15 protein-coding genes are annotated in these 12,374 nt (G+C 59.5%); 10 read left to right on the forward strand and 5 right to left on the reverse strand.

Annotated features, from left to right (window positions below):
• Positions 1-61: 61 nt before the first annotated feature.
• Both ACKJSM_RS01395 and ACKJSM_RS01400 read left to right on the forward strand, forming a co-directional pair.
• Entirely contained in the window at positions 62-694 is a 633-nt protein-coding gene (locus ACKJSM_RS01395) for a glutathione S-transferase family protein (RefSeq protein ID WP_236182643.1), read from the forward strand.
• Positions 691-1,635, forward strand: a complete 945-nt coding sequence (locus ACKJSM_RS01400) for a Nudix family hydrolase (RefSeq protein ID WP_410236469.1) — start codon at positions 691-693, stop codon at positions 1,633-1,635. The genes ACKJSM_RS01395 and ACKJSM_RS01400 overlap by 4 nt, the downstream gene beginning before the upstream one ends.
• Before the next feature lie 144 nt (positions 1,636-1,779).
• Here the strand turns inward: ACKJSM_RS01400 and ACKJSM_RS01405 are convergent, their stop codons facing one another.
• The 3 genes from ACKJSM_RS01405 to ACKJSM_RS01415 are packed head-to-tail and all read right to left on the reverse strand — an operon-like array spanning position 1,780 to position 5,367.
• Complete coding sequence (locus ACKJSM_RS01405) at positions 1,780-2,364, reverse strand: cob(I)yrinic acid a,c-diamide adenosyltransferase (RefSeq protein WP_410236470.1); 585 nt, start codon at positions 2,362-2,364, stop codon at positions 1,780-1,782.
• A gap of 3 nt (positions 2,365-2,367) precedes the next feature.
• On the reverse strand, positions 2,368-4,404 hold the full coding sequence (locus ACKJSM_RS01410) for a HAMP domain-containing sensor histidine kinase (RefSeq protein WP_236182646.1): 2,037 nt from the start codon (positions 4,402-4,404) through the stop codon (positions 2,368-2,370).
• Between the two features lie 45 nt (positions 4,405-4,449).
• A complete protein-coding gene (locus tag ACKJSM_RS01415; protein WP_410236471.1) occupies positions 4,450-5,367 on the reverse strand; it encodes a putative 2-dehydropantoate 2-reductase in 918 nt (305 codons plus the stop codon).
• A 140-nt stretch (positions 5,368-5,507) separates the two neighbouring features.
• Here ACKJSM_RS01415 and ACKJSM_RS01420 point away from each other — a divergent pair, with 140 nt between their 5' ends.
• Together ACKJSM_RS01420 and ACKJSM_RS01425 are read left to right on the forward strand one after the other, a co-directional pair.
• Positions 5,508-5,993 (forward strand): YajQ family cyclic di-GMP-binding protein, encoded by a 486-nt coding sequence (locus ACKJSM_RS01420; RefSeq protein WP_011335651.1) that lies wholly within the window; start codon positions 5,508-5,510, stop codon positions 5,991-5,993.
• A 139-nt stretch (positions 5,994-6,132) separates the two neighbouring features.
• The gene (locus ACKJSM_RS01425) at positions 6,133-6,972 is read left to right on the forward strand and encodes a mechanosensitive ion channel family protein (protein ID WP_236182648.1); all 840 of its coding nucleotides are present in this window, start codon (positions 6,133-6,135) and stop codon (positions 6,970-6,972) included.
• A 122-nt stretch (positions 6,973-7,094) separates the two neighbouring features.
• On the opposite strand, the gene ACKJSM_RS01430 is transcribed toward ACKJSM_RS01425, so the two are convergent.
• Positions 7,095-8,441 (reverse strand): OprD family porin, encoded by a 1,347-nt coding sequence (locus ACKJSM_RS01430; RefSeq protein ID WP_410236472.1) that lies wholly within the window; start codon positions 8,439-8,441, stop codon positions 7,095-7,097.
• A 75-nt stretch (positions 8,442-8,516) separates the two neighbouring features.
• Here ACKJSM_RS01430 and ACKJSM_RS01435 point away from each other — a divergent pair, with 75 nt between their 5' ends.
• From ACKJSM_RS01435 to ACKJSM_RS01445, 3 genes are all read left to right on the forward strand, one after another.
• Positions 8,517-8,870 (forward strand): hypothetical protein, encoded by a 354-nt coding sequence (locus ACKJSM_RS01435; protein ID WP_236182650.1) that lies wholly within the window; start codon positions 8,517-8,519, stop codon positions 8,868-8,870.
• Positions 8,871-9,338: 468 nt separating this feature from the next.
• The gene (locus ACKJSM_RS01440; RefSeq protein WP_410236473.1) at positions 9,339-9,764 is read left to right on the forward strand and encodes an HIT family protein; all 426 of its coding nucleotides are present in this window, start codon (positions 9,339-9,341) and stop codon (positions 9,762-9,764) included.
• 3 nt (positions 9,765-9,767) lie between these two features.
• A complete protein-coding gene (locus ACKJSM_RS01445; RefSeq protein WP_039766003.1) occupies positions 9,768-9,974 on the forward strand; it encodes a SlyX family protein in 207 nt (68 codons plus the stop codon).
• Between the two features lie 85 nt (positions 9,975-10,059).
• Here the strand turns inward: ACKJSM_RS01445 and ACKJSM_RS01450 are convergent, their stop codons facing one another.
• Positions 10,060-10,662: a cold-shock protein gene (locus tag ACKJSM_RS01450; RefSeq protein WP_007951213.1), complete on the reverse strand. Its 603-nt coding sequence runs from the start codon at positions 10,660-10,662 to the stop codon at positions 10,060-10,062.
• A 308-nt stretch (positions 10,663-10,970) separates the two neighbouring features.
• Between ACKJSM_RS01450 and ACKJSM_RS01455 the strand changes: the two genes are divergently transcribed.
• The 3 genes from ACKJSM_RS01455 (at position 10,971) to ACKJSM_RS01465 (ending at position 12,363) form a co-directional block, all read left to right on the forward strand.
• A complete protein-coding gene (locus tag ACKJSM_RS01455) occupies positions 10,971-11,441 on the forward strand; it encodes a Dps family protein (protein WP_007951212.1) in 471 nt (156 codons plus the stop codon).
• Between the two features lie 239 nt (positions 11,442-11,680).
• Positions 11,681-12,028 carry a ribbon-helix-helix domain-containing protein gene (locus ACKJSM_RS01460; RefSeq protein WP_236177785.1) on the forward strand — a complete coding sequence of 116 codons (348 nt, stop codon included), beginning with the start codon at positions 11,681-11,683 and terminating at the stop codon, positions 12,026-12,028.
• Between the two features lie 113 nt (positions 12,029-12,141).
• Positions 12,142-12,363: an FmdB family zinc ribbon protein gene (locus tag ACKJSM_RS01465; RefSeq protein WP_007951210.1), complete on the forward strand. Its 222-nt coding sequence runs from the start codon at positions 12,142-12,144 to the stop codon at positions 12,361-12,363.
• Positions 12,364-12,374: the final 11 nt, after the last annotated feature.

A 12,374-nucleotide genomic window follows, 5' to 3' on the forward strand; every position in this document is an offset into this window, starting at 1 on the left:
CCCTGCCGAAGAGGGAGGTCTGCGGACCTCCTTTTCTGCTGTCCCATGAAAGGACCCGAACATGAGCCTTCACCTGATCATTGGCGACAAACTGCTTTCCTCCTGGTCCCTGCGTGCGGCACTGGCGCTTGAACTGACCGGTGCGCCTTACACCGAAGAACTGGTCAGACTCGGCAAGCCCGACACCCGCGAGCGGCTGCTGGCGCATTCACCGACCGCCAAGGTGCCGTTGCTGAAAACCACCCGCGGCACCATTGCCGACTCTTTGGCAATTGCCGAATACCTGGCCGAACAGTTTCCTTCCGAGCAGCTCTGGCCGACCGATATCTTCGCCCGTGCCCAGGCGCGATCCGCCTGCGCGCAGATGCACAGCGGCTTCTTCGCCATGCGCAATCACATGCCGTTCAACCTGAGCCACGATGCGCCGCTCAATCCGGTGCCGCCGGAGGTGAAGGTCGACATCGAACGCATGCTCGCGCTGTGGGCCGAATGCCGCGCTGCCGCGACCGAGCCAGGGCCTTACCTGTTCGGTCGGGTGTCGCTGGCCGATGCGTTCTTCGCGCCGATTGCCGTGCGCCTGCGCACCTATCAGGTGAAGCTGCCGGCCGAAGATCAAGCCTATGTTGAAACCGTCTACCAATGGCCAGCCTTCAAGGCCTGGCAAAAGGCTGGACTGGAGGAATTGCAGTCGTGAAACGTGTACACGTCGCCGCCGCCGTCATTCGTGACGGCAGTGGCAAGATTCTGATCGCCCGGCGTGCCGATACCCAGCATCAGGGTGGTCTGTGGGAATTTCCCGGTGGCAAGGTCGAGGCCGATGAGTCGGTGCAAACCGCGCTGGCCCGCGAGCTGCACGAAGAGTTGGGCATTGTCGTCGGTGCCGCGCGGCCGCTGATCAAGGTGCGCCATGATTACCCGGACAAGCAGGTGTTGCTGGATGTCTGGGAGGTTTCAAGCTTCACTGGTGAGCCCCATGGCGCCGAAGGCCAGCCCTTGGCGTGGGTGACGGCGCGCGAGTTGGGCGACTATCAATTCCCGGCGGCCAACCAGCCTATCGTGGCGGCGGCGCGCTTGCCCGCCGAATACCTGATCACCCCGGAAGACCTGGAAACCCCGGCGTTGCTGCGCGGCATCCAGAAGGCAATTGCCGGTGGCATCAAGCTGATCCAGCTGCGTGCGCCCAATGGTTATGACCCGAAGTATCGCGACCTTGCGGTAGACGCAGTCGGCCTGTGCGCCGGCAAGGCGCAGTTGATGATCAAGGGCCCGTTCGAGTGGCTGGGCGATTTTCCGGCGGCCGGCTGGCACATCACCTCGGCACAGTTGCGCAAATACGCCGCCGCGGGGCGCCCGCTACCGGCGGAGCGCTGGCTGGCGGCTTCCTGCCATAACGCTGAAGAACTGGCGCTGGCCGAGCAGATGGGCGTGGATTTCGTCACCCTGTCGCCGGTACAGCCGACCCTGACTCACCCCGATGCACAGCCGCTGGGCTGGGAACAGGCGTCGACGTTGATCGAAGGCTTCAGCAAACCGGTGTTTCTGCTGGGTGGAGTCGGCCCGGCGGAACGCGAACAAGCGTGGAGCGCCGGGGCTCAGGGTGTGGCGGGGATTCGGGCGTTCTGGCCTGAGGCCTGAGGCCTGACGCTTCAGTGACGCTGATGGCCCCTTCGTCAGCAAGCCCGCTCCCACAGTTGATCGAGTTCTTCCCGTTGGAATGCAATCAACTGTGGGAGCGGGCTTGCTCCGGGCGGCGTTCCGACGAAGACGTCCTGACAGTCGTTACTGATCTGAAGGTTTCGCCGCCGGTTGCCACAGGATTTCTGCAACACCCTGGCGCCGCGCAATCAATCTGGCCGCGACAAACAACAGATCCGACAAGCGATTGATATACGCCAGGCCAACCCCGCCCAACGGTTCGATCGCATTCAAATGCTGACAACGCCGTTCGGCACTGCGCGCCAGGCTGCGGCAGACATGGGCCTGGGCAATCAGCATCGTACCGCCCGGCAAAATGAAATTCTCCAGCGGCCCCAATTCCTCGTTCCAGACATCGATGGCGGCTTCCAGCCGTTCGATTTCTGCTGTGTTCAATGCCTGATACTCCGGCATCGCCAGTTCACCGCCAAGGTCGAATAACCGGTGCTGGCAGGGCGCCAACACGTCGATCAGTTCGTTCAGTCCGGGGCAGGTTTCGCGCTCGGCGATCAACCCGGCCAGCAGCACGCCGACCTGACTGTTGAGCGTATCGACCTCGCCAATGGCTTCGATGCGCGGGTGATCCTTGGGCACCCGGCGGCCGTCGCCGAGTCCGGTTTCGCCCTTGTCGCCGGTGCGGGTGTAGATCTTCGACAAGCGAAAGCCCATGGTTTACCTCGGTAGTTGATTGGTTTCGGCGGCGATGGGCGCCGGTTGCGCCAGCGGCAGGCGCAGGGTGAAACAGGTGCCTTGCCCCGGCGCCGACTGCACTTCCATCTGCCCTTTGTGGTTGTTGGTAATGATGAAGTACGACACCGACAGCCCGAGGCCCGTGCCCTGGCCGATTTCCTTGGTGGTGAAGAACGGCTCGAAGGTACGCTTGCGCACGTTCTCGCTCATGCCGATGCCGTTGTCCTCGACCTGAATCTCGGCCCAGGGCGGATTGAGCCGGGTGCGCAGGGTGATTCGCCCTGGCTCGCTGTCGTCTTCGCGCTGGTGGATCGCCTGCGCAGCGTTTTTCAGCAGGTTCAGCAGCACCTGTTCCAGCTCGTTGGCAGTGCCGGGCACCGGGCCCAGTGCCGGGTCGAACTGGCGGATGATTGCCTGACCCTTGAAGTCGAAACCGATGGCCAGGTCGAAGTCGTTGCCGGCGATCTCCACGGCTTGATCGATCAGCGCCGGCAGGTCGCACGGCGCCATCTGGCGGTTGCTGCGACGACTGAAGCTGAGCATGTGCGTGACGATTTTTGCCGCGCGGGCACCGGCCTGCTGGATGCCGTCGAGCAGTTGCGGAACTTCCCGGCTTTGCAGGTAGCGGTTCACGGTGTCGAGTTCGATGCCCAGTTGCTCGGCCTGCTCAAGGTTCTTCGGCAGGTCTGGCGACAGACGTCGGCGAATGTTCTGCACGTTGTGCAGGATTGCCCCCAGCGGGTTGTTGATCTCGTGGGCCATGCCGGCGGCGAGTCCACCGACCGACAGCATTTTTTCCGACTGCACCATCATTTCTTCCAGCGACAGGCGCTGGGTGATGTCGTCGATCCGGATCACCACGCCGCGCCCGGCGCCGCCCATCAACGGATAGAAGGTCAGGGCGTAGTGCTTGGGCTCGTCGTCCTTGAACCACGTCACCCGTTCGATTTTCGCCACCGTGTGTTGTTCGACGGTCTGCTTGAGTTGCGGCAGGAACGGCTTGAGCGGCTCGAAAGCGAGGAAAATCGGCTGGTTCAGCGCTTCGTCCAGTCGTGTACCGGATAGCGCGCTGGCCTCCTGGTTCCATTGTGTGACGTAGAGCTGTTCGTCGAGGGCGATCAGCGCCGAAGGCATGGAGTCGATGATGCTGTTGAGGTAGTTCTGGAACCCGGTGAGTTTTTTCTCGATCTTGCTGCGCACCTGGACTTCCAGCTCCAGCTTGCGGTTGGTGTGGCGGGTTTCTTCGGCCAGACCCTGGGCCTGATCGTAGGCCGCCTGGGAATCGTCGCGGGCGCGTTTGAGCTGCTGCTCTCGGGCCTCGATGCGCGACAGCATGGTGTTGAACGCCTCGGCGAGACTGCCGATTTCGTCGTGGTTACCCCGGGAGGCGCGCAGCGCGTAGTTCTCTTCTCGAGTCACCTGGCGGGAAAGTTCTTCCAGTTGATGGATCGGCCGGGTAATCAGGCGTTTGATCTGCCGGGCGATGACCAGCCACAGCAGCACACTGAAAATCAGAATCCCCAGACTGGCCGTGAGTGTACCGGTGTAGAACGCCATCGGCAGTTCGCTGCTGGCCACCAACAGCAGGTGTCCCGGGGCAGTACCGGGGCGGGGCAGGGTGATCAACTGGTTGCTGCGAAACTCGGTCAGTTGCCAGGCTTCGATGTGCCGGTAGCGTTCCGGCAAGTTGAGTTTGTCGCCGTGCTGCAATTGCGCCAGACGTTCGCCTTTGCCGTCATATAAAGCGGCGGCGCGCAGCGGGGAATAGCTGTCGAGTTCCTTGAGCAGGCGCTCGGCGCTTTGTGGCGACTGCAAGGCGTCGGCCACCAGGCTCGGGTTGGACACCAGCCGGCCGATGGTCTGCAATGCCTGGGGCGCCATGCTTTCCTGGGATATGTAGTAGGCAGCGCTGATAAAAGTCAGGTTGGCGACCAGCAACACAGTGGTCAACAGCACCAGCAGGGCGGCCAGCAGTTTCTGGCCGACCGGCAGGTTTTCAAGACGCTGGCGCAATGGCATCAGGTTTATCGCAGCAAAGGAACAAGTGGCCAGCGTAGCCGCTGCTCAGTCGACGGGCAATCCGAGACTGTGCAGATGAGCGGTCAGGCGCTGCTGCAATTGCTTGAGATGCGGCAGGTTCAACTGATGACGCTGCGCAACCTTGCAGGCATGGCCGAGCAAATAGCTGATCTCGGTGCGGCGTTGACTGGCCACGTCCTGATACATGGACGAGAAATTCGCTGCCGTGGCCTGGATCACCCGTTCGACTTCCTGTTGCAGGTTATCCGCTGCTGCCGGTTGCCCGCAGCGTTCGAGCAGTTCGGTCAATTCGCTGCAAAGGGTGGCGACTTCGCAGTGATGTTGCTGCAAGCCACCGTTGCGGCAGTCGTGCAGCACCGTCAGCGGATTGATCGCACAGTTGAGCGCGAGTTTGCGCCACAGGCGAGTGAGGATGTCGGCGCTCCATTCGTGTGGGATTTTGGCCGCCTCGAGATCGTCGAGCCAGACCGGCGCCACCGGATGACCGGCATCCCCCAGCCAGGTGTAACCATGGCCGGCGAACACGACGCGCCAGTCGCCATCGCGGAACGCGCCTTCGGTGCTGGAGGCGCTGATGCAGCGGGCCTGTGGGACTTGCGCGGCGACCGCTTCCTGGCTGCCGAGGCCGTTCTGCAAAAGAATCAATTCGGCGTCCGGTGCCAGGCGATGGGCAAGCCCGGCCACCGCAGCTTCGGCGTCGTAGGCCTTGCAGGCCACCAGCAGGCGGCGGATCGGCCCGGAACTGTCCGGGGTTTCCCCGGGGATGGCGTAACGGCTGGCCACGCCTTGTTCGACGAGGGTCAGGCCGCCGGCCGTTGCATAGTCGTGCAGGCGGTCGATGTCGCGCAGAATCAGCCGGACCGGCAAACCGGCCCGGGCCAGGCGCGTGGCCCAGAGCGTGCCGAGACTTCCGGCGCCGAGGACATGCCAGGGGGTGGACATCAGTTTTTCACTCGGTAAGGTACAGGCATGCAAGGCTCGCCGTGTCGGTAGGAAAAGACCCGTTATAATGAGCCCGATTTTAACCGCAAGCCAAGCGCGCCGCGTCCCGTACGAGCGCGCCTTTTTATTGGAGAGATTACATGCCGTCGTTCGACGTGGTATCCGAACTGGACAAACACGAACTCACCAACGCGGTCGAGAACGCCGTGAAGGAACTCGATCGTCGTTATGACCTGAAAGGCAAGGGCAGCTTCGAATACAAGGAAAAGGACCTGACCGTCCACCTGACCGCTGAAGCTGATTTCCAGCTGGAAGCGATGATCGAGATCCTCAAGCTGGCCCTGGTCAAGCGCAAGATCGACGTGCAGTGCCTCGAAGTCAAAGACTCCTTCGCCTCGGGCAAGCTGATGAAGCAGGACGCTGTCCTCAAGGAAGGCATTGATAAGGAGCTGGCGAAGAAAATCGTCGGCCACATCAAGGAAGCCAAGCTCAAGGTGCAGGCTGCCATTCAGGGCGAGCAGGTGCGTGTGACCGGCAAGAAGCGCGACGACCTGCAGGAAGCCATCGCGGCCCTGCGTGCCAAGGAATTCGGCATGCCACTGCAGTTCAACAACTTCCGCGACTAAGCTTTTTCGGTCGGGAACCTCTCGGCGTTTACAGCGTCCGAGGCCCAAGCAACGGCAGAAACGATTGAGCCCTGTTCGGCTCGGTCTTTCTGCCGCTGGTTTTTTACAGCCCGGGAAGCCGGCAATCAGGAGATAAAAGATGGATTTGAATGCTGAGGTGGACAACCTGGTCAAGGCGTCCCAGGCGTGGATTCCGATGATCATGGAATACGGCAGTCGTGTGCTGCTGGCGGTTATTACCCTGGCCATCGGCTGGTGGCTGATCAACAAGGTCACGCAAAAGCTCGGCGGCCTGCTGGCCCTGCGCAATGCCGACCTGGCGCTGCAAGGTTTCATCAGCAGCCTGGCCAATATCATTCTCAAAGTGCTGCTGATCGTCAGCGTGGCGTCGATGATCGGCGTCGAAACCACCTCGTTCGTCGCGGCGATCGGTGCGGCCGGCCTGGCCATCGGTCTGGCATTGCAGGGCAGCCTGGCGAACTTCGCCGGCGGCGTGTTGATTCTGCTGTTCCGTCCGTTCCGCATCGGTGACTGGATCGAAGCCCAGGGTGTGGCGGGTACCGTCGACAGCATCCAGATCTTCCACACTGTGCTGCGCACCGGCGACAACAAGACCATCATCGTACCGAACGGCAACCTGTCGAACGGCATCATCACCAACACCAACCGTCAGCCGACCCGCAAGGTTGTGTTCGACGTAGGTGTGGATTACGCAGCCGATCTGCAAAAGGCCCGTCAGGTGCTGCTGGATCTGGCCAAGGATGAGCGCGTTCTGCAGGATCCGGCGCCTCAAGCTGTTATTTCGACGCTGGGTGACAGTTCGATCACTGTTTCCCTGCGGGTCTGGGTGAAAACGGCGGATTACTGGGATGTGATGTTCATGTTTAACGAGCAGTCGCGTGATCGTTTAAAGACTGCCGGCATTGATATTCCGTTTCCGCAGCGAGTGATTCGTGTGGTTCAGGAGTCGGTGGTGTAATGATAGGTTGATAATTAATTGCCTGACTTATCGGTCAGGCAATTAACGCAAAAGCAAAGCAACAAAAAAGGCCCATCCGAAGATGGGCCTTTTTGTTGTTACCGCAAACTAAATGTTGGCGATTACAAGATCGACAGTGGGTAGTCGACGATCAGACGGAACTCTTTGATGTCGCCTTCGCCTTGGTCAGCGTTAGCAAAGTGCCAGGCCTGACGAATACGGAAGGACAGGTCTTTGGCCGGGCCAGACTGAACTACGTATTTGGCTTCCAAGTTGGTTTCGTTGTGTTTGCCATCTTCGCCATACAGACCAGCGTAGGCGCTGCCTGCTGGAGTGTGGGTGCCGTCGATGTCCCAACCTTTCACGTAACGGGTCATGAAGCTCAGACCTGGTACGCCGTACTCGGCCATTTTCAGATCGTAACGGATCTGGGCCGACTTCTCGCCAGGGGCGTTGAAGTCAGAGTACTGGATGGAGTTGGCGAGGAAGATCGAGTCGCCGCCACGGTTGTTCTTGCCCACGCCGATGTAGTCGAACGGGGTGTCACCGTTGACCTTCTGGAAGGCCAGAGTGATGGTGTGCGCTTTCAGGAACGAGAGAGCGGTGGCCAGGGAGAACGCGGTGTTGCTGATGTCACCGGCTTTCGCGCTACCGGTGTCGGTGGTGCGATAGATGTTGAAGTCGGTGTTCAGCGAAGTGTCACCACCAAATGGAGTGGTGAGGTTCACGTTGGCGTAGTACTGGTTCCAGATGTCTTCCAGTTTGGCACCGTAGAGCGATGCGCTCAGGTTGTCGGTGATGCCGTACTTGCCACCGAAGTAGTCGATGGTGTTGGCTTCAACGCCAGCGTAGTTCGCGTACAGACCGCCTTCACGGGAGTTGCGGTCCTGGCTGGTTGCCGAGTAGAAGTGACCGGCTTCGAGGTCAAGGTCTTTGATCTCACTGCTCTGCAGTTGGAAACCGCTGGCCGTTTGCGGAAGGATACGGGAGCCGCCGACAGCGAACACCGGAGCGGTGCTAGGCTGCATGTCACCGACTTTCAGCTCGGTTTTCGATACGCGGAACTTGATGGCAGCGCCGGCTTTGCCTTGGCTGTCGTCAGGGTCGCGGGAGCCGTTTGCATTGAATTCGTTGCTGCGGCTCATGTTGCCGGAGCCGCTGGTGCCAGCACCACCGTCCAGTTTGATGGCCAGGTAACCGAATGCATCAACGCCGACGCCAACAGTACCTTGGGTGTAACCGGACCTGAAGTTGCCCCAGATACCTTGGGTCCAGTCTTTTACGTCACGGGCACCGTCTTTGTTGTCACGGTTGAAGTAATAGTTGCGAATCAGCAAATCAGCTTTCGCGTCTTCAACAAAGCCTTTGGCTTCAGCCTGGTCACTTACGAACGGTTCGGCCGTAGCCATCTGAGTACTGGCTGCTGCTGCAACTGCCAGTGCGATCATGCTCCACTTCATCACGCGCATCGTGATTTGCTCCTTTGGTTTTAGAAGAGTACTGCCGTCCCACCTGTTTTATTATCTGGGCGGCTCTTTCTTTTTGTGTCGGCGCAAACTTATATCACGCCGACCATGTTGGCGATACTTGCGCATCCAACCTTTCGGCTTCTTTACGAGCGTGTCGCAATCGGCTTGGTAGATGTCGCAAATTTACAGTCCAAATGCAATGGGACTGACAACTTCAGCGCTGTTTTACAGCGCTTGAGCATCGGTAAAAAAGAGTCCCTTGGCAAAACGCTTGAATCTCCATCGGGCAGCCCTGCCACTGTTTTTATGGGGCTCAAGGCATCCACTTCTTGTGGTGCGCTTATAGTCCATATGGGTATGAATGCAACAAGCGTGCACAAACCGCTGAATTGTTCCGGTTTTTTTCAAGGTGCTCGTCTGATGCTGTAAAAACCTCATAAAACCGGGGGGCTCGAGGGCGTTTCGAACAGGCTTGACGCCATCCTTCGCATGGTGTTGCTCCCTGAAAGTCGCAGCGCGACAACCAAAAACGTTACCGGTTCACCCCGTTGGTGAGTATTCGGCGGATGCCCGACCCACTGAGCGTAGACGTGCTGTGCGGTTTTGGTGCAAAAAATTTCAATGGCTTTACCGAATCCATCTAGTCGAGCCGTCGATGCTGCGTGAACCCTGCGTCCTGAACCGTTCGTTTCACCCCGTTCGAAGACGGTTCGGGTTCCGTACTGGTGCGCTCGTGCCGTAAATGTCCTATTGCAGGGCGTCGCAGATCCTTGCCGTGGCGCATTCGCCGTGAAGGACGCCGCAATCGCAGGTATGCTGCCGTCCAGTCGCCTGGCGCGCTGCTTTCACTGCGGGGCGCTAAGCTGAAAACAGGTCATTTCGCCGGGAGTGCGCGCAGTGTTTGCTTTAGACCCACTACTTCAACAGGACACGCTGACCATCGGCGATTTCCCGCTGTGCCGACTGCTGTTGTCCAACGACGCCAACTACCCGTGGTTCATCCTGGTGCCACGTCGGGACGATATCAGCGAGTTATTTCAGTTGGATGTCGCCGACCAGCAGCGGTTGTGGCAGGAAACCACGGCCCTGGCCGAGGTGCTCAAGGATTCCTTCGACGCCGACAAGATGAATGTCGCGACCTTGGGGAATGTAGTCAGTCAGCTGCATATGCATGTGATTGTGCGTAAGCGGGACGATGCCGCCTGGCCGGCACCGGTATGGGGCAGGCACCCCGCCAAGCCTTACAGTGCCGAGCAAGTGGTCGCGATCCGCGAGCGCCTGCGTCTGGTACTGGACGAAGATTTCACCTTTCTGGAGAGCTGAGTCATGAGCCTCGAACAACGTGTTACCGAGCTGGAAAGCCGCCTGGCGTTTCAGGACGACACCATTCAGGCATTGAACGATGTGCTGGTGGAGCAGCAGCGAGTGGTCGAGCGTCTGCAGTTGCAGATGGCGGCTGTGCTCAAGCGCCAGGAAGAGATGGTGGGCCAGATCGGATCCTTTGAAGAGGATGCGCCGCCGCCACACTATTGAGAGGTGGGTGGGCATGTTCCCGTGAATAAAAAAAAACCGCGAACAGCCAGGCTGTTCGCGGTTTTTTAGTGCCAGGAGGCGTGAATCAGCGACGCGGCAGGGCGGCGATCACGTCTTCGGCCTGCAGGCCCTTGTCACGGTTCATCACCGAGAACTCCACGCGCTGGCCTTCGACCAGAACGCGGTGACCTTCGCCACGGATGGCGCGAAAGTGCACGAAAATATCATCGCCGGAATCCCGGGAGATAAAACCGAAGCCCTTGGAAGTGTTGAACCACTTGACGGTGCCGGTATCGCGGTTGCTCATGTCGTAGCTTTGCGCGGCGGCGGCCGGTGAGGATTTGTAGAAGCTGACGGCCAGGTGCAGCACCACGGCGACCAGTGCGATCACCAGGCTGAACAGCACGGCTGGCTGGCCGGCGATGACAGGCATCGGCGCGATCAGGGTCAGGGTTTGCAGGACAACGGTCAGGACCAGCAGGGCGCTGACCAGGTTTTGCAGATGCTGGCGCGGACCTTTGTTCCAGTAAGGGATGACTGGCGCAAGGATCAGGTTCAGCAGGCCGAAAAAGGCCAGGTAAAGTGCATCGGGTTGTTGCAGGTAAGGTACCGCTTCGGACTTCAGGCTAGGTATGAAGGACAGCAGCAAGGCTGCTGCGCCCATTAGCAGGTGGACGATTTTCAACATTTTTATTGACTCACGTTATGACGGCTCACAAGGAAGAGCTGAAGGCGCACGGTTCGCTTCGGAACAAAAAGAGGCGTTGGACACGTACCCGGCATCAGCCTATGCGCAGGCCCGGAAAACGGGGCGTAGCGACACACTGCCTATTTAACAGCAAAGCCTGCGGGTACTCAAATTACGCCGGCCAGCGGCAGGCGTCGGACGATTTGTCGCGTCTATCGGGGTCATGCGGGGGCTGCGGGGCGGGGGTGGCCTTGCTACAGTGAACCGGCACCTGCTGGATGAATTTCAATCGCCGTTAGGGGGTAAGCATGGCAATCGATATCGGTATCAGTGAAGAAGACCGCAAATCCATCGTTGAAGGGCTCTCGCGTCTGCTGTCGGACACCTACGTGCTGTATCTGAAGACCCACAACTTCCACTGGAACGTCACCGGGCCGATGTTCCGGACCCTGCATCTGATGTTCGAGGAGCAATACAACGAACTGGCCCTGGCGGTGGACTCGATCGCCGAACGCATCCGGGCGCTGGGGTTTCCGGCGCCGGGCGCATACGCAACCTACGCGCGTCTGTCTTCTATTAAAGAGGAAGAGGGCGTGCCGAGTGCCGAGGACATGATCAAACAATTGGTCGAGGGTCAGGAGGCAGTCACGCGCACGGCGCGGGGGATTTTCCCTCTTCTGGATAAAGTCAGCGACGAGCCGACCGCTGACTTGCTGACCCAGCGTATGCAGGTTCACGAGAAAACCGCGTGGATGTTGCGCGCGCTGCTCGAGGCCTGATGTCGGGACGCGCACGACCCCCTTCGTTCGTGCGCTGTTCTTTTTCTGGAAATGTCGTTCTCTCCTGTAGGAAACAGGGAAAACGATCCATCACTCCATGATCCTCCGTGTTGCGTTGGCTTATCCTACGTGGATGGTCAAAAAGTCATCTGGAACTGCCTTTGCGCCTGCGCTTTTAATGAGGTCACAGGATGTTGCCTTGATAACAGGCGCAAAAATGACAAAGGAGTGTCAACGATATGGAAGATGGAGGCAGGCCAAGAGAAATCGCAGGCGGCTCGCAAAGAGAGAAAGTCACGGAGCCCTTGCTGGGCGGGTTCGATATGGCATTGATCCGGCCGTTGTCCCGTTCGGTGCGTTTGAACGGATTCGCGACCTGCATGCGGCTGGAGCAGGTTTACTGGAACATTCTGGGCCGGATGGCCGAGGACAATTGTTGTTCGGTCGGCACGCTGTTGTCCCGTGTCGATCGTGAAGTGCACCTGCGTCATGGCGGGGTGAAAAACTTCAGCGGTCTGGTGCGGGTTGTGTGTGTGGTGCATGGCCTGCGGGATTCTCCGGGGATGCGCGACGCGGGATGTCACTGACGAAACGGCCTGTGCAGTCTTCCGGCTGCACAGGCCGCATTTAATGGATATAATCCCGCCCTTTCGCCGCACGGCCCTGCGCGTGCTGGCAATCTGATTGCCGAGACAACTCCATGCCGATGTACGATTACCAATGTGCTTCCTGTGGTCATCAGTTGGAAGCCATTCAAAAGATCAGCGACGCTCCACTGGTCGATTGCCCTGCCTGTCAGGCACCGGAACTCAAGAAGCAGCTGTCGATGCCGGGCTTTCGCCTCAGCGGCAGCGGCTGGTACGAAACCGATTTCAAGACCGGCGCGAAGAAGAATCTGGCCGGTGGCGACAAATCTGACTAGGGTTCAAACCC

It is taken from the genome of Pseudomonas sp. PHC1, assembly GCF_046487845.1.
Lineage (GTDB): Bacteria > Pseudomonadota > Gammaproteobacteria > Pseudomonadales > Pseudomonadaceae > Aquipseudomonas > Aquipseudomonas sputi.